At 64.5% G+C, this 15,795-nt stretch carries 15 protein-coding genes; 14 read left to right on the top strand and 1 reads right to left on the bottom strand.

Features of this window, described 5'->3' with window-relative positions; genetic code table 11:
• The first annotated feature begins 10 nt into the window (after positions 1 to 10).
• From AC1DP9_RS12825 to AC1DP9_RS12780, 10 genes are all read left to right on the top strand, one after another.
• Positions 11 to 1,597, top strand: a complete 1,587-nt coding sequence (locus AC1DP9_RS12825) for a lipase/acyltransferase domain-containing protein (protein ID WP_477107553.1) — start codon at positions 11 to 13, stop codon at positions 1,595 to 1,597.
• A complete protein-coding gene (locus tag AC1DP9_RS12820) occupies positions 1,594 to 2,661 on the top strand; it encodes a T6SS immunity protein Tli4 family protein (RefSeq protein WP_477107552.1) in 1,068 nt (355 codons plus the stop codon). The genes AC1DP9_RS12825 and AC1DP9_RS12820 overlap by 4 nt, the downstream gene beginning before the upstream one ends.
• Before the next feature lie 41 nt (positions 2,662 to 2,702).
• Positions 2,703 to 4,250, top strand: a complete 1,548-nt coding sequence (locus AC1DP9_RS12815; RefSeq protein WP_477107551.1) for an esterase/lipase family protein — start codon at positions 2,703 to 2,705, stop codon at positions 4,248 to 4,250.
• Positions 4,247 to 5,314, top strand: a complete 1,068-nt coding sequence (locus AC1DP9_RS12810; protein ID WP_477107550.1) for a T6SS immunity protein Tli4 family protein — start codon at positions 4,247 to 4,249, stop codon at positions 5,312 to 5,314. Before AC1DP9_RS12815 ends, AC1DP9_RS12810 begins: the two co-directional genes overlap by 4 nt.
• Positions 5,315 to 5,324: 10 nt before the next feature.
• Entirely contained in the window at positions 5,325 to 6,398 is a 1,074-nt protein-coding gene (locus tag AC1DP9_RS12805; protein WP_477107549.1) for a T6SS immunity protein Tli4 family protein, read from the top strand.
• Positions 6,399 to 6,408: 10 nt separating this feature from the next.
• Positions 6,409 to 7,482: a T6SS immunity protein Tli4 family protein gene (locus tag AC1DP9_RS12800; protein WP_477107548.1), complete on the top strand. Its 1,074-nt coding sequence runs from the start codon at positions 6,409 to 6,411 to the stop codon at positions 7,480 to 7,482.
• A 13-nt stretch (positions 7,483 to 7,495) separates the two neighbouring features.
• Positions 7,496 to 8,563: a T6SS immunity protein Tli4 family protein gene (locus tag AC1DP9_RS12795; protein ID WP_477107547.1), complete on the top strand. Its 1,068-nt coding sequence runs from the start codon at positions 7,496 to 7,498 to the stop codon at positions 8,561 to 8,563.
• A 177-nt stretch (positions 8,564 to 8,740) separates the two neighbouring features.
• On the top strand, positions 8,741 to 9,991 hold the full coding sequence (gene clsB / locus AC1DP9_RS12790) for a cardiolipin synthase ClsB (protein ID WP_441592522.1): 1,251 nt from the start codon (positions 8,741 to 8,743) through the stop codon (positions 9,989 to 9,991).
• Complete coding sequence (locus AC1DP9_RS12785; RefSeq protein WP_092301527.1) at positions 9,988 to 10,953, top strand: lysylphosphatidylglycerol synthase domain-containing protein; 966 nt, start codon at positions 9,988 to 9,990, stop codon at positions 10,951 to 10,953. The genes clsB and AC1DP9_RS12785 overlap by 4 nt, the downstream gene beginning before the upstream one ends.
• Before the next feature lie 10 nt (positions 10,954 to 10,963).
• Positions 10,964 to 11,719: a PIG-L deacetylase family protein gene (locus tag AC1DP9_RS12780; protein ID WP_477107546.1), complete on the top strand. Its 756-nt coding sequence runs from the start codon at positions 10,964 to 10,966 to the stop codon at positions 11,717 to 11,719.
• Positions 11,720 to 11,751: 32 nt separating this feature from the next.
• On the opposite strand, the gene AC1DP9_RS12775 is transcribed toward AC1DP9_RS12780, so the two are convergent.
• On the bottom strand, positions 11,752 to 11,889 hold the full coding sequence (locus AC1DP9_RS12775; protein WP_441592524.1) for a hypothetical protein: 138 nt from the start codon (positions 11,887 to 11,889) through the stop codon (positions 11,752 to 11,754).
• Positions 11,890 to 12,186: 297 nt separating this feature from the next.
• On the opposite strand from AC1DP9_RS12775, the gene AC1DP9_RS12770 reads away from it, so the two are divergent.
• Genes AC1DP9_RS12770 through AC1DP9_RS12755 form a run of 4 tightly spaced genes read left to right on the top strand, consistent with a single transcriptional unit; the run spans position 12,187 to position 15,793 of the window.
• Complete coding sequence (locus tag AC1DP9_RS12770) at positions 12,187 to 13,101, top strand: tripartite tricarboxylate transporter substrate binding protein (RefSeq protein WP_092301578.1); 915 nt, start codon at positions 12,187 to 12,189, stop codon at positions 13,099 to 13,101.
• A gap of 6 nt (positions 13,102 to 13,107) precedes the next feature.
• Positions 13,108 to 14,406, top strand: coding sequence for a 3-isopropylmalate dehydratase large subunit (locus tag AC1DP9_RS12765; protein ID WP_477107545.1), 1,299 nt, complete (start codon positions 13,108 to 13,110; stop codon positions 14,404 to 14,406).
• Positions 14,403 to 14,942: a LeuD/DmdB family oxidoreductase small subunit gene (locus tag AC1DP9_RS12760; protein ID WP_441592526.1), complete on the top strand. Its 540-nt coding sequence runs from the start codon at positions 14,403 to 14,405 to the stop codon at positions 14,940 to 14,942. Before AC1DP9_RS12765 ends, AC1DP9_RS12760 begins: the two co-directional genes overlap by 4 nt.
• A complete protein-coding gene (locus AC1DP9_RS12755) occupies positions 14,939 to 15,793 on the top strand; it encodes an isocitrate lyase/PEP mutase family protein (protein ID WP_477107544.1) in 855 nt (284 codons plus the stop codon). The genes AC1DP9_RS12760 and AC1DP9_RS12755 overlap by 4 nt, the downstream gene beginning before the upstream one ends.
• Positions 15,794 to 15,795 lie beyond the last annotated feature (2 nt).

Raw genomic sequence — 15,795 nt, 5'->3', positions numbered from 1 at the left:
GGACCCCATCTTGGCAGCAAGAGAACGCATCATTCCACCCGAAATCCAGGCGGACGGCTCGGTCCGTTACCGCTCCGTCATGACCCCGCCGGACGACAGCGTTGCGGTCTGCTATCTGGTGTCACGCAGGATGATTCCGGTGGTCTTCGTGCCGGGGGTGATGGGGTCGAATCTGCTTGGATTACGACCCAGACGGCGGTTCAACGGCGAGATTGAACTGACGAAGGAGCCTGTATGGCTGCTCGACAGCGTGGCCGACGCGGCGACCTGGATTCCCGTCGGCGCCGAGTTCCGCAAGATCATGCTGGACCCACTGACGACTTCCGTCTATGGCGGCGGAAAGCTCCCTACCGGGACGTCGCTGACGGAAGACGAGATGAGGCGCCGTGGTTGGGGAGAGATCGCCCACATCAGCTACGGCGGGTTTCTGGCCTGGCTGGAGAACGCCCTCAACGACACCCACGACTTCCTGACGGGCGTGCGCTCGCAACTGATGGAGCCGAGCACCGTGCAACGCGTGGGCGTACAGCCGCTGACGCGTGCGGAGGTGGCGCTGTCCTACAAATACCGATACCCGGTGCATGCCGTGGGCTACAACTGGCTGCAGTCGAACCGCGCATCGGCGGAGCACCTGAAGGCGCGCGTCGAGGCATTCATGGCCTATTACCGGAAGCAGGGATTCATGTGCGACCGGGTGATCCTCGTCACGCATTCCATGGGCGGGCTGGTGTCACGCTGCTACACCGAAGTGCTGGGCGGGCGCGACCGGGTGCTGGGCGTCGTGCATGGCGTCATGCCCGCCACCGGCGCGCCGGCCGCCTACAAGCGCGTCAAGGCGGGAACGGAAAAACCGGCTGGCTGGGCACTGGGCTGCGATGCGGAGGAAATGACTGCGGTCTTCGCACAGTCACCGGGCCCGCTGCAACTGCTGCCGACGCCGGAATACGGCATGCGGTGGCTGAAGTTTCGGGATGGGGACCGTGTGGTGACGTTGCCTAATTCGGATCCATACGAAGAGATCTATATCAAGCGAGGACGATGGTGGAGCCTATGCGATGACAAGCTGATCAATCCTGCGGATAAGAAGAAGGAGACCCTCGAGCGCGACTGGAAGACATATGAATCGATGGTCAAGGATGACGTCAGGCCGTTTCATCAGGCAATCTCCGGTCGATACCATCCGAACTCGTACGCCTTCTTTGGTGATGATGCCAATCACAAGAGCTGGGGCGAGGTGACATGGCAGCGACGCCATCAGGCAGGCCTCGGGCCCGCAAGAGGCTTGCCGGTCGATGACCCGCTGGAGGGCAAGGTAGTGGCGAACAAGGGCACCGGGGAGATCGCCGTCCACACCCGGCGCGGTGAAAACACCGTTCGTACGGTCTTCCAGATCCAACCCGCAGCAGAAAGCGGTGACGGTACGGTCCCGCTCCGCTCGGGTGCCGCGCCAAAAGGAAAGACAAAGGTCTGTCTTGCCTATCGTGGCATCGACCACGAAGGCGCCTTCAAGGCGCTACCCATCCAACTCTTTACGCTTTGGTCGATCGTGAAGATCACCGACGCCGTCAAGCTCACCTCCATGGCGTACAGCAAATGAAGTTCAGCCGTAGATGCTTTACCGCCGGCCTTTGCCTGACGCTTGCAGGCTGCGATTTCTCTCCGAAAATGACCGAGCAAGAACAACAAGCCATCCAGGCACTGACTACCCGGCTCGTCCCGCAATGCGTGGGGCGCTATCTCATCGATATGCCTGCGCAAGTCGAATTGAGCGGCATGGTGAAGATGCGAGGTGCCATCGTCGAGACCATGGCCATGTCGCTGGAAGAGTTCCGGAAAGCGATGGCGGCTCGGGAGGCCGAACTCACCAAGACGCGAAGCATCGATGCGCATCCCTTCCTGTACGTGAACGCGCCGGCGTGGGATGAACATTCACGCTACTTCCTGCATCGTGGCTCGATCGGGGACGATCCGGGAAACCGGGTGCTGGAAGGGTATCGCTGGGAGAACGGTGTCTTCATCAGTATCCAACTTCGATCCTCGGACTACACAAAGCCAGATCAGACCAAGGATCCGCTTGTACGGCAGATGGCGGTCAAGAACGACGTGCCTCGCGCCGCCACACAGGTGTTCGAAATGCTCACCAGCTTCCGCGGCCGGCCGGATGGCGCGATTCCCACGGAGCCCGGCCTCTGCGTTCCCGGCGGGATTCTCCTGGGCAAGTCGAAGGATGACGAGCAGGTCGACGTCGATTTCAATTTGCCGGCCTATCCCGACGTCTACTTCAACGTATTCACCCATTCCAGCCTTCAGGAGAAGACCTCCTTGCTGTGGCGGGGCGGCCCGATTGCCGCTGCGCAACGCGTGCTCGATGACGGGAAGACGTTACGCAGGGGCACGGTGGAGCTGCCCGGTGGCCGGGGCGAGGAGATGGTTATTGCGGGGCCGATGATCGTGACGAACGTCCAGGGGCAGGCGTTCCGGCTGGAGAGCAACGCCACGACCGGCAGCCCGGAGACACCGTTCGTCGCCGTCAAGCTGAGCAACGGCGGCCCCACGGGTCTGGAAGAGCCGTTGAAGAAGGCCTCGCTGACGGAGGCGCAGGCACTGGCCCTATGGGACGCCGTGTCCCGCACCCTGCGGCCCAGGCCGGGTGCTCTCTGAGAAGCCGGCGATGGTCAACGTCAAACAACAACGGTGATGTCATGGAAGTCACGCAACGCATTATCCCGCCCGAGATTCAGGAAGACGGCTCCGTGCGGTATCGATCCGTCATGTCGAAGGGAAAGACCGAGGCGATTTGTTATCTGGTGTCGCGGCGGGTCATACCGGTGGTGTTCGTGCCGGGGGTGATGGGGTCGAATTTGGCTGATAAGGATGAGCAAGAGAACCCCGTTTGGCTTCTGGATAGCGTTAGTACCGTGTTCCATTGGATGAATCGAAATGCGGCCGAGCGGAAGGCGGCATTGAATCCGGAGGACACAGTTGTGTACGGCGGCGGCAAGCTCCCGTCCGAGACCCCCCTGTCGACAGCGGAAATGCGGCGGCGAGGCTGGGGCGAAGTGGCATTTATGAGCTATGGGGAGTTCCTCGCGTGGCTTGAAGGGGCGCTCAACGATACGCATCAATGGCAGACGGGCATACGTTCGACGCTGCTAAATGAGGCGAAGGCCCGCGCGATCGGCGTGGCCCCGCTCACGCGAGACGAAGCCGCCTTGTCCTACAAGTACCGCTATCCCGTCCATGCCGTGGGATACAACTGGCTGCAGTCCAACGAAGATTCGGCAAAGCGCCTGGCGGCCAGAGTCAATGCGTTCATGGCCTTCTACCGGAGTAAGGGATTCATGTGCGACCGCGCCATCCTCGTCACGCATTCGATGGGCGGACTTGTCGGGAGGTATTTCACTGAGTCGATGGGCGGCAGGGAAGTCATCCTCGGTGTGGTGAATGGGGTCATGCCGGCGACCGGCGCTGCGGCAGCCTACAAGCGGGTGAAAGCCGGTACGGAGGGTGCGGCGGGAAGCGTCCTGGGTAGTAATGCCGAAGAAGTGACGGCGGTTTTTGCACAAGCGCCCGGACCCCTGCAATTGCTGCCCACGCCCGAGTACGGCAGCCATTGGCTGAAGATCCGTGATGGCAACCGCATGGTCTCGCTTCCGCAGTCAGATCCCTACAACGAGATCTACACCGTGCGGGGAAAGTGGTGGGCGCTATGCCACGAACACCTTATCAATCCGCTCGATACGTACAAAAAAACAGTAAACGAGGACTGGCAACGGTACGTGGAAACCGTTGAGACGCTAGTGCGCCCATTTCATCGTGCCATCGCGAACCGATATCACGCGAATACGTATGCGTTCTACGGCGACGATACCGCACACAAGACATGGGGAGAGGTCACATGGGGGCGGCGTTATGCTGGGCCGCGCTTCGGGCCGCGCGCCATTGATGACCTTGCCGAGGGAACGGTAATGCACGACACAGGCCGTGGCACCCTTTCGGTCCTCACGCGCAGCGCCGGAAACCCATTGCACGTTGTCTTTGACCTGAACGGTGCAGACGAGAGCGGCGACGGCACTGTCCCGCGCCGGTCCGGCGCAGCGCCACGGGAGAAAGCGAAGGTCTGCCTGGCTTACCGAGGGATAGAGCACGAAGCCGCGTACAAGGTCTTGCCACTCCAGCTATTCACCGTATGGTCGATCGTCAAGATCACGGATGCCGTGAAACAAACTTCCATGGCCTATCGCAAATGAAACGCTTCTCATCGCTACTTATCGTGATCTTTTCGCTTGCGCTACCGGCTTGTGGGAAGACCCCTCCATTGACGCCTCAGGAACAACAGACGGTGAATGCCCTGACTACCAACCTAATCCCGCGTTGTGTGGGACGCCATCTTATCGATTTGCCCGCCGGCGTGACGGTCAAAGGGTCCGCCACTGTGGAAGACGCACGGCTCGAGACGAAGATCATGTCCCTCGATGCATTCAACAAGGAAATCTCCGCGCGCGAGGCGGAACTCAAGGCGGTGAAGAGCATGGACGCTCACCCATTTCTCTATCTTAATGTGCCCGCGTGGGATGAGCACTCCCGCTACTTCATGCACCGGGGTTCGGAACACAGTCACATCGCAATCCGGAAACTGGAAGGCTATCGTTGGGAGAATGGTGTTCGTGTCAAGGTCACGCTGGACGCGTCCGATTTCACCAGTCCCGATCTGGCGGATAACCCAATCGTGCAGCGTATGGAAATCAAGAACAGTGTGCCGCGAAAGGCCAACCATGTCTTTGAACTGCTCACGAATTTTCGCGGCCGGGCCGATGACGATATTCCAACGGAGCCTGGATTATGTCTCCCTCGCGGATACATCCGCGGCAAGGCGCGCGAGGAGGAACGCACAAAGTCGAGGTTCCGTCTTGCAAGCCATGAGGATCTCGGTTTCACCATTCTGACGGACTCAAGTGTCGTTGAAAGGGACTCGCTTCTGCAGAGGCATCGTCAGATCGAGCAGGCGTTGTCGCAGGTCGAGGGCGGGCGAACGGTTCGTAAAGGAAAGGTCGCATTGACCGGCGTCGACGCAGAAGAATGGCTGTTGGAAGGCCCAAGACCCACCACGGAAGTGCACGGGCACCTCTTTGCGCTGGAGGGGAACGCGCTCGCGGACGATGTACTGACGCCTTTCGTGCGGCTCGAAATGGATACAGCGAATCCGCTTCCGGACTATCGTCCGCTCGGACGCGCATCGCTGACCGACGCCGAGGCCCTCGCGGTCTGGGACGCCATCTCCCGAACCCTGCGGCCCCGGCCGAATGCCTTCTGAGCGCGCCGCGATGATGAAACGATATGTGGTGATCAGCGCGCTCGCGGGCGTAGCGCTTGTGCTGCCGGCTTGTGCGAAATCCCCTTCATTGACGGCTCAGGAACAACAGACAGTGAATGCCCTGACTACCAACCTAATCCCGCGTTGTGTGGGACGCCATCTTATCGATTTGCCCGCCGGCGTGACGGTCAAAGGGTCCGCCACTGTGGAAAGCGCACGGCTCGAGACGAAGATCATGCCCCTCGATGCATTCAACGAGGAGATCTCCGCGCGCGAAGCCGAACTCAAGGCGGTGAAGAGCATGGATGCGCATCCTTTTCTCTATCTCAACGTGCCCGCGTGGGATGAGCATTCCCGCTACTTCATGCACCGGGGCTCGGAATACAGCCACATCGCAAACCGGATTCTGGAAGGCTATCGTTGGGAGAATGGGGTTCGCGTCAAGGTCACGCTGGAGGCGTCAGATTTCAGCAGCCCCGATCAGGCGGATGACCCGATCGTGCAGCGTATGGATGTCAAGAACAGTGTGCCGACAAAGGCCAATCATGTCTTTGAACTGCTCACGAATTTCCGGGGCCGCGGCGAGAACGAGATTCCATCGGAGCCGGGATTGTGCTTGCCGGACGGTCTGATTCTCGGAAAAGCGAAAGAGGACGAACGCGTGACTGCGATGTTCAACGTCGCAAGCCATGAGGACGTCGAATTCACACTTGTGACGGATTCGGATCTCGTTGAAAGGAGTTCGCTATTGCAGAGGCATCGCCAGATCGAGGACGCATTGTCGCAGATCGAGGGGGGGCGAACGGTTCGAAAAGGCAAGGTTGCTTTGGCCGGCGTTGACGCCGAGGAATGGCTGTTGGCAGGCCCGAGACCCACCACGGAAGTGCATGGGCATCTCTTCAGCCTGGAAGGCAACGCGCTTGAGAACGATGTGCTGGCGCCTTTCGTAGGGCTCGATATGGAGACAGCGGTCCCGCTCCCGGACGATCGCGGGCTAGAGCGCGCATCGCTGACGGACGCCGAGGCCCTCGCGGTCTGGGACGCCATCTCCCGAACCCTGCGGCCCCGGCCGAATGCCTTCTGAGCGCGCCGCGATGATGAAACGATATGTGGTGATCAGCGCGATCCTGGGCGCATCGCTGGCGCTCCCGGCTTGTGGGAAAGCCCCTCCATTGACGCTTCAGGAACAACAGACGGTGAATGCCCTGACTACCAACCTAATCCCGCGTTGTGTGGGACGCCATCTCATCGACCTGCCCGCAGGAACTTCGGTCACAGGCTCCGCCACCGTGGAAGACGCACGGCTCGAGACGAAGATCATGTCCCTCGATGCATTCAACAAGGAAATCTCCGCGCGGGAAGCGGAACTCAAGGCGGTGAAGAGCATGGATGCGCATCCATTTCTCTATCTCAATCTGCCCGCGTGGGATGAGCACTCCCGCTATTTTATGCACCGGGGTTCGGAACGCAGCCACATCGCAAACCGGATTCTGGAGGGCTATCGTTGGGAGAATGGGGTTCGTGTCAAAGTCACGCTGGAGGCGTCAGATTTCAGCAGCCCCGATCAGGCGGATGACCCGATCGTGCAGCGCATGGACATCAAGAACGATGTTCCCCCGAAGGCCAACCATGTCTTTGAACTGCTTACGAACTTTCGCGGCCGCGCCGAGAACGAGATTCCAACGGAGCCGGGATTGTGCCTGCCGTACGGTCTGATTCTGGGCAAGGCGCGAGAAGGTGAGCGCGTGACTGGGATTTTCACTCTTGCAAGCCACGAGGATGTCGACTTCACACTTGTGACGGATTCAGGTCTCGCTGCAGTAGGTTCGCTATTGCAGCGGCATCGGCAGATTGAGGAGGCGTTGTCGCAGATCAAGGGCGGACGAACGGTGCGTAAAGGGAAGGTCGCTTTGACCGGCGTTGACGCCGAGGAATGGCTGTTGGCAGGCCCAAGACCCACCACGGAAGTGCATGGGCATCTCTTCACCCTGGAAGGGAACGCCCTCGCGGACGATGTGTTGGCACCTTTCGTACGGCTCGATATGGAGACGGCGAACCCGCTCCCGGACGATCGTCCGCTCGAACGTGCATCGCTGACCGACGCCGAGGCCCTCGCGGTCTGGGACGCCATCTCCCGAACCCTGCGGCCCCGACCGAATGCCTTCTGACGGTGGAGTGCATGTGAAAGCGCGCGCCGCAGCAGCCCTCACACTCTGCGCCACCCTGGCGCTCGGGGCCTGTGGCAAGGCCCCCACGATGTCCATGCCGGAACAACAGGCCGTGGATGCGCTGACCCACAAGCTCATTCCCCATTGCGTCGGACGCTACCTGCTGGAGATGCCGCCGGGCATGACGACGCGCGGCACGACGAAGATTCGCGGCATCATGATCTCCACGCAAGCCATGGCCATCGACGCCTTTCAGGCAGAGATCGCCAAGCGCGGCGCCGAACTCAAGGCCGTGAAGAGCGTCGATGCCGATCCCTTCCTGTACGCGAACACGACGTCGCCAGACGGGCAGCCAGGCTACTTCATGCACCGAGGCGCGGTAGACGCCGATCCGGCCAGGCGGACGCTGGAAGGCTATCGCTGGGAGAACGGCGTCCGCATCCAGATCCAGCGCGAGGCCTGGGATTTCACCGACCCGGACCAGTCCGCCAACCCGCTCGTTGGCAACGTGACGGTCAAGAACAACGTTCCCCAGCGCCGCTTTGAAGTGCTGAACATGCTGGACAGCTTTCGAGGTCTCCCCGCCGGCAGTGTTCCGACGAAGCCCGCGCTCTGCATTCCCGGCGGCTATCTGCTGGGCAAATCCAGGCCGTACGAGTATGTCGATGTGCGCTTCGATCTGCCGTCCTACCCCGGCGTCTCGTTCCACATCCTCACGCATTCCAGCCTGCATGAAGCCCCGTCGCTGCTTGAGCGAGACGGGTTCGATGCGGCCACGGGTGCACCGGACGGCTGGCGCACCCTGCGGAAGGGCGTCGTCAGGCTGCCGATGGAACTGGGCGAGGAATGGCTGATCGGCAGGCCGGCGGGCACGGCAGGGGAGCAGGAACATCTGTTCCGGCTGGAGATCGGCGCGACGGACGGCAGCCCGGACACGCCTTACTTCGCGCTGACGATGCGCAATCGTGGACCTGCCTCGCGTGAAGATCCGTCAACGCCAGCCGCCTTCACCGAGGCGCAGGCGTTGGCCCTCTGGGACGCCGTATCGACAACCCTCCGCCCGCGCCCGAACGCCTTCTAGCCTACCTGCACGTCGATCTCGAAAAGTGACGTCCGCTGCAGCGCTCAATTGCAGCCACAGGTAGCCCCACCCGGTAATCGCTGCAACGTTCTTGCCACTTTCCCGTGCCAGCGCCTTGTTCCGCAAGGCCCGGCGCGGCCCGTCGCCCGCAGGCACCGTTCGTGCTTGGTGCCTGAGATGGGCCCCACATGGACAACCGGAAATCAGTTCCGCCTACTCGAAAACGGGGAAGAATACTTCCCGAGGGTACTGGCGGCCATCGAAGGCGCGCAGCAAAGCGTGCTGCTGGAGACCTTCATCTTGTTCGATGACGAGGTCGGCCAGCCGCTGCGCGACGCGCTGATCGCGGCGGCGCGCCGGGGCATCAGCGTGGCGCTGACGGTCGACGGCTTCGGCTCGGCCGATCTGTCGCCCGCATTCCTGGGCGGACTGGTGGAGGCCGGCGTGGTCGTCCATCTGTTCTCGCCCCGCCGGAGGTTGGTTGGCATGCGTACCAACCTGTTCCGGCGCCTGCACCGCAAGCTGGTCGCCGTGGATGCCAGCGTGGCCTTTGTCGGCGGCATCAACGTCTCGGTCCAGCACCTGATCGATTCCGGCCCGCTGGCCAAGCAGGACTATGCGGTCGAGGTGCAAGGCCCCGCCGCGCGCGAAATCCACGAGTTCCTGCTGGACGCCATCCACGCCAGCTCACCCGGCCCGAAGGCGCCGCCCCGGCGTCCGGTACGCCGGGTGAGCGAGGCTGGCGCGCCCGCTGGCCCCGGCACCGCGCTCCTCGTCACGCGTGACAACGACCGGCACCGCCGCGACATCGAGCGCCAATACCTGCTGGCCATCCGTGGTGCGGAGCGCGAGCTGATCATCGCCAACGCCTATTTCCTGCCCGGTTACCGTTTGCTCCAGGCGATCTGCGATGCCGCCCGGCGCGGCGTGGACGTGCAGCTGATCGTCCAGGGCAACCCGGACATGATGTGGGTCAAGCGCACCGTGGACATGCTGTACGCCCACCTGCGCGAGGCTGGCGTGCGCATTTTCGAGTACTGCGAGCGGCCCTTGCACGGCAAGGTCGCCGTGGTCGATGACGACTGGGCGACGGTCGGATCGAGCAATCTCGATCCGCTGAGCCTGTTCCTGAACCTCGAAGCCAACCTCATCATCCGCGACGCGGACTTTGCCGCCGCGCTGAAGCAGAACCTGCGCACGCGCATGGAAAGCAGCTGCCAGGAAGTGCCGGCCACGCCGGACGGTATCCGCCCGCGCTGGCAAGGGCTGGCCACGGCGCTGGTCTTTCACGCGCTGCGGCGCTTCCCGGCCTGGGCGGGGTGGCTGCCGGCGCATACGCCCAAGCTGCTGACGCCGACGCTGGACGCGCCCCCGTCCGGCTGGCAAGCCGGCGTGCCCACGCCCCCGCGCGAACAGGATTGCCCATGACGATGATCGCCAAGGCGCGCCGGCGCATTCCATGGAAAGCCGTCAAACGGGTGGCCGGCGTGGCCTTCGTCGTGCTGGTGGCGGTGCTGATCTTCCGCGCGCTGGGCGGCATTGACTGGACCAAGGTGTGGCAGTCGCTGAAGGGCTACGATGCCCGTACGCTGCTGCCAGCCGCCGGGCTGGCGTGCGTGAGCTTCTTGCTCCACGCCTCGTTCGACCTGCTCGGCCGCCACTACACGCGTCACCACCTGTCGACGGTGCGCGTGATGCTGACCGCGTTCATCGCCTACATCTTCAACCTCAATATCGGCGCCGTGGTGGGCGGCCTCGGGGTGCGGCTGCGGCTCTATTCGAAGGCCGAGGTCAGCGGCTCGCAGGTCGCTGGCGTCTACACCATCGCCATCGTCACGAACTGGACTGGCTACATGCTGATCGCCGGCGTCGTCTTCAGCCTGTATCCGCCGGGGCTGCCGCCCGCCTGGGGCATCAGCGAACTGGCGCTGCGTGGCCTGGGCGTGCTGATGTTCCTCGCCGGGCTGGCGTACTGGCTGGCCTGCGCGAAGGCTACGCGGCGCCGCATCAAGATTCGCGGGCACGTGTTCAGCCTGCCCAGCCTGCGCTTCGCCCTGCTGCAAAGCGCGCTGTCGATCACCAACTGGATCACGCTCGCCGCCATCATCAACCTGTTGCTGCCGAAGGAGGTCAACCTGGCGGCAGTGCTGAGCGTGCTGCTGATTGGCAGCGTGGCGGGCGCGCTGGCGCATATTCCCGCCGGCCTCGGCGTGCTGGAGACGGTGTTCGTGCTGCTGCTGGGCAATCAGGTGCCCCAGCACACGCTGCTGGCGGCGCTGATCGTCTACCGCGCGCTGTATTACCTGATCCCGATGGTCTTCGCCTCCGCGCTGTACGCGTGGATGGAGATGCGGACTGGGCCGCCGCAGCCGAGAACGGACAGCGCGTAGCCCTGACACCATGGACATTCCTGCCTCGATCATCGTGATTTCGCCGCACCTGGACGATGCCGTGTTCAGTTGCGGCAACCTGATCGCCGCGTGCCCAGCGGCACTGGTCGTGACCGTCTTTGCCGGCGAGCCTGCTGCAACACTTGATGCGCCGGAATGGGACCTTGCCGCCGGGTTCACCAGCGGCGCCCAGGCCGTGCGAGCGCGGCGGCAGGAGGATGGGCGTGCCTTGCGGCGACTGGGTGCCGAGCCGGTCTGGCTGGACTTTCTCGATGGCCAGTACGGCGAGCGGCGCAGCGCGGTGGACATCGCCGTGCGCCTTGGCCGCCTGCTGTCCTTGCAGCAGCGCGCCACCATCGTCGCGCCGATGGGCGTGTATCACCCCGACCACGTCCTCGTGAACGCCGCCTGCATGCTGCTGCGCGAGGCCGTAGCGGTAGACCAGTCGGCGCTGGCCGCCGGCGACGCCGAGACGCTGATCCCCGCCCCCCAGCAGTGGTTGTTCTATGAAGACGCGATCCACCGCTGCATGCCCGGCGCGGTGCAGAGCCGCCTGGCGGGATGGTGGCAGGAGGGCCTGGTTGCCGCGCCCGTGCACCTGCCGGTGTCCCAGCAGCAGCTCCGCAAGGCGCAGGCCGTGGAAGCCTACGAGAGCCAGTTGCGGCTGTTCAATGCCCAGCAACTGGCCGATATCAGCGTGCCGGAGCGCTACTGGACCCTCGACCCGCTCGCCAATGCCCGCGGTGCGCGGCCCAATGAGCGGTAGCCGTTACCCAACGTTGTAAGGCTTACCCGGCCCTACCAGTACGTGGCGATGTAGGCCGCCAGCATCAGCGCGATGCCGCCGAGGATCAGCGGATGGGTCCAGACCCGACGCGGCTTGCCGCGCAAACGGTGCATTTTCTGGTGCTTGTCCTGCACGTCGCCATGAAGCATGGAATCTCCCAGGTGAGTGAGCCCATTCGGGCCAGGTCTCCGCCATGTGCAGATTGCGTGCCACCCGCCCGGAACTTCGAGCGGAACAGCCGGTCCTGCCGATAGGACCAGCTGGTCCCATTGAACCGCCCCGGCCGCTCCCCTAGAGTCAGTCTCCATAACACCGATACCCACCGGAGACAGGACGTGCACCCCAATCGACGACAATTCCTCGCCCGATTCCTCGGCCGATTCCTCGGCCGATTCCTCGGTCAATTCCTCGGCCATTGCGCCGTGGCCGCAGTGGCCACCGTGGCGATGACCGCGTCCCCGCTGGCCATGGCGCAGGACAAGCCCATCACCATCGTCGTGGGCAGCCCGGCGGGCGGCACCACCGACGCACTGGCCCGGCTGATCGCCCGCTCGATGGGGGACTCGCTCCATCGCACCGTGGTGGTGGACAACCGGCCCGGCGCGGGCGGCAATATCGCGGCGCAGTACGTGGCGCGCAGCACGCCGGACGGCAGCACGCTGCTGATGAGCTTCACCGGCCACACGATCAACGCCTCGCTCTACAAGAACCTGCCGTTCGATGCCGTGCGTGACTTCACACCCATCACCATGGTGGCGCGGGTGCCCAGCGTGCTGGTGGCGCGCAAGAACGCGCCGTTCGACACCACGGCCGGCCTGATCGACTATGCCAAGCGCAACCCCGGCAAGCTGAGTTTCGCCATCGGCGCGCAGGGCTCGTCGCTGCATCTGGCCAGCGAGCAGTTCAAGCTCCAGACCGGCACGGACATCCTCAACATCCCCTACAAGGGCACCAATCCCGCGCTGACCGACCTGCTCGGCGGCACGGTGGACCTGATGTTCGCGAGTACCGTGAACGTGCTGCCGCACGCGCGCAGCGGCGCGATCAAGATCCTCGGCGTCAGCAGCAAGGACCCGCTGCCGCAGTTCCCCGGCGTGCCGGCCATCGCCGCTACGGTGAAGGGCTTCGAGTCGAGCGCGTGGTTTGGCCTGTTCGGCCCGGCCAAGCTGCCGCCGGCCACGGTCGACCAGCTCTATCGCGCCGTGCGCGTGGCCGTGGAAGACCCGGCCTACCGGCAGCGCATGGAGACCGAGGCGGCCACGGCGGTGAGCATGACGCCGCAGCAGTTTGGACAGTTTGTCCGCAACGATATCCAGCACTGGGCCAAGGTGATCCAGGCGTCTGGCACGAAGGTGGAATAAGTGGGAATGACCGAAATTTCGCCGCAGATCGCGCCGCAGACGTTAGCGCAGAAGCTGCTGGCACGCGCCACGGGGCGCCAGCATGTGTCCCCGGGCGAGATCGTCACGTGTGGCGTGGATCTGGCGATGATGCACGACTCGGGCGGCCCCCGGCGCGTGAAGCCGATGCTTGAGAAGCTCGGTGCCAAGGTCTGGGACCCGGACAAGGTCGTGGTGGTGACCGACCACTACGTGCCCGCCCATGACGCGGACAGCCGGGCCATCGTCCAGCTCGCGCGGGACTGGGTGAAGTCCGCCGGCGTGGCGCGCTTCCACGACATGGAAGGCATCTGCCACGTGGTGCTGCCCGAGAAGGGCTACCTGCGCCCCGGCATGTTCGCGGTGGGCGGGGACAGCCATTCGTGCACCGGCGGCGCGTTCGGCGCGTACATGTTCGGCATCGGCGCCACGGAGATGCTTGGCGTGCTGGTCACGGGCGAGATCTGGGTGCGCGTGCCGGAGACTATCCGCCTGCATTGGCATGGCCGGCTCCAGCCGGGCGTTTCGGCCAAGGACATGATGCTGCGCATGTGCACGCAGCTCGGCATGGATGGCGGCCAGTATCAGGCCGTCGAATACACGGGCGAGGCGGTACGCGCGCTGCCGATGCAGGAGCGCATGACGCTGTCCAATATGACCGTCGAACTGGGCGCGCAGGTCGGCCTGATCGCGCCGGATGCCGTTACGCGGGACTGGCTCGCCCGCGTGGGCGTGGCCGATGCTGACCAGATCGACCTGGCCGCCTGGCAGTCCGACGCGGACGCGCCGTGCCTGGCCGAGCACCGTTTCGACGCTGCCGCGCTGGCCCCGCAGGTCTCGCGCCCGCACAGCCCGGCCGGGGCCGATGACGCCGGCGTGTTCGCCGATGTCTCGGTCGATATCGCCTATATCGGCGCCTGCACCGGCGCCAAGCTCGAGGATTTGCGGATGGCGGCCCACGTGCTGCGCGGCCAGCGCGTGGCCAAGGGCGTGCGGCTGCTGGTGGCGCCGGCCAGCGCGGCCGATCAGGCCCGGGCCGCCGCCGATGGCACGCTCGGCGCGCTGGAGGCCGCCGGGGCCGAATTGCTGCCCAATGCCTGTGGCGCCTGCGCCGGCTACGGCGCCCACCGCTTCGGCGAGGATTCCGTGGCCATCAGCACCACCGCCCGTAATTTCAAGGGGCGGATGGGCGCGGCCTCGTCGCAGGTCTATCTGGCTTCGCCCTACACGGTGGCAGCCTCGGCCATCGCCGGCCGCATCACCGATCCCCGCGAGGTCATGGCATGAACGCCCCCCAGAAACCCGTCTTCGGCCGCGCCTGGGTCTTCGGCGATGACGTCAACACCGACCTGCTGGCGCCCGGCGCCTATATGAAATACGGCATCGGCGAGATCGCCAAACACTGCCTGGAAGCGCTCGATCCCACCTTCGCGCAGGCGGTGCAACCCGGCGACGTGGTGATCGGCGGACGGAACTTCGGTGCCGGATCCTCGCGCGAGCAGGCTGTCGAGGTGCTGCGCCACCTGGGCGTGGCCGCCGTCGTGGCGCCCGCGTTCGCCGGCCTGTTCTATCGCAATGGCTTCAACCTCGGCCTGCCGCTGCTGATCTGCCCGGAGGCGGGCGTGGTGCAGCCGGGCCAGCGCGTGCATGCCGATATCGACGCCGCGCGGGTGCATGTGGCCGAGACCGGCGCGGTGCTCGCCTGCGAATCGATTCCGCCACACCTGATCGCCATGATTCGCGATGGTGGCCTGGTGCCACATCTCGCGCGTAAACTCGCGGCACGACAAATCGGACAGTCCCTCACGGAGGCAACACCATGAATCTCAAGGAACGGCTGCAGGCGCCGGGTATCGTCACCGCACCGGGCGTGTACGACGCCTTCTCGGCGCTGCTGGTGGAGCAGGCCGGCTTCCAGGCCGCCTACCTGTCCGGCGCCAGCATCGCCTACACGCGCTTCGGGCGGCCGGACATCGGCTTCCTGTCGCTGGACGACGTGGCGTCGGTCACGCGCAATATCCGCGAACGGGTGGACCTGCCGCTGATCGTCGATGCCGACACGGGCTTCGGCAACGCGCTCAACGTGATGCAGACCGTGCGGGTGCTGGAGCGCGCCGGCGCCTCGGCGATCCAGTTCGAGGACCAGGCGGCGCCCAAGCGCTGCGGCCACCTGGACGGCAAGACGCTGATTTCGGCCCAGGAAATGGCTGGCAAGATCCGCGCCGCCTGCGACGCCCGCCGTGACGCCAACACGCTGATCGTCGCCCGCACGGACGCCGTGGCGGTAGAGGGCCTGGAGCCCGCGCTGGCCCGGGCGGAGATGTTCGCCGATGCCGGCGCCGACGTGCTGTTCGTGGAGGCCCTGCGCAGCCGCGAGGACATGGGCACGGCCATCGCCCGGCTCGGCCACCGCGCGCCGCTGCTGGCCAATATGGTCGAAGGCGGCAAGACGCCGGTCCTGCCGGCGGCGGAACTCGAGGAAATCGGCTTCCGCATCGTGATTTTCCCCGGCGGCACGGCGCGGGCGCTCAGCTTCGCGCTGCGCGACTACCTCGGCAGCCTGGCCGCCCACGGCACCACCACGCCGTACCTGCCCAAGATGCTGACGTTTGCCGAGCTGAACGAGGTGATCGGCACGCCCGAGATGCTGGCGCTGGGCAAGCGCTACGAATAAGG

The organism is Cupriavidus sp. 01L43, from assembly GCF_056399925.1.
This window is presented reverse-complemented; position numbering and strand designations above follow the sequence as displayed.

What these genes read in the sequence shown, in the direction of transcription:
- AC1DP9_RS12755 (WP_477107544.1), top strand. Translation starts at nt 14,939, where the DNA reads ATGAATCTCAAGGAACGGCTGCAGGCGCCGGGTATCGTCACCGCACCG.
- AC1DP9_RS12765 (WP_477107545.1), top strand. Translation starts at nt 13,108, where the DNA reads ATGACCGAAATTTCGCCGCAGATCGCGCCGCAGACGTTAGCGCAGAAG.
- AC1DP9_RS12820 (WP_477107552.1), top strand. Translation starts at nt 1,594, where the DNA reads ATGAAGTTCAGCCGTAGATGCTTTACCGCCGGCCTTTGCCTGACGCTT.
- AC1DP9_RS12780 (WP_477107546.1), top strand. Translation starts at nt 10,964, where the DNA reads ATGGACATTCCTGCCTCGATCATCGTGATTTCGCCGCACCTGGACGAT.
- AC1DP9_RS12805 (WP_477107549.1), top strand. Translation starts at nt 5,325, where the DNA reads ATGATGAAACGATATGTGGTGATCAGCGCGCTCGCGGGCGTAGCGCTT.
- AC1DP9_RS12760 (WP_441592526.1), top strand. Translation starts at nt 14,403, where the DNA reads ATGAACGCCCCCCAGAAACCCGTCTTCGGCCGCGCCTGGGTCTTCGGC.
- AC1DP9_RS12800 (WP_477107548.1), top strand. Translation starts at nt 6,409, where the DNA reads ATGATGAAACGATATGTGGTGATCAGCGCGATCCTGGGCGCATCGCTG.
- clsB (WP_441592522.1), top strand. Translation starts at nt 8,741, where the DNA reads ATGGGCCCCACATGGACAACCGGAAATCAGTTCCGCCTACTCGAAAAC.
- AC1DP9_RS12815 (WP_477107551.1), top strand. Translation starts at nt 2,703, where the DNA reads ATGGAAGTCACGCAACGCATTATCCCGCCCGAGATTCAGGAAGACGGC.
- AC1DP9_RS12785 (WP_092301527.1), top strand. Translation starts at nt 9,988, where the DNA reads ATGACGATGATCGCCAAGGCGCGCCGGCGCATTCCATGGAAAGCCGTC.
- AC1DP9_RS12775 (WP_441592524.1), bottom strand. Translation starts at nt 11,889, where the DNA reads ATGCTTCATGGCGACGTGCAGGACAAGCACCAGAAAATGCACCGTTTG.
- AC1DP9_RS12770 (WP_092301578.1), top strand. Translation starts at nt 12,187, where the DNA reads ATGACCGCGTCCCCGCTGGCCATGGCGCAGGACAAGCCCATCACCATC.
- AC1DP9_RS12810 (WP_477107550.1), top strand. Translation starts at nt 4,247, where the DNA reads ATGAAACGCTTCTCATCGCTACTTATCGTGATCTTTTCGCTTGCGCTA.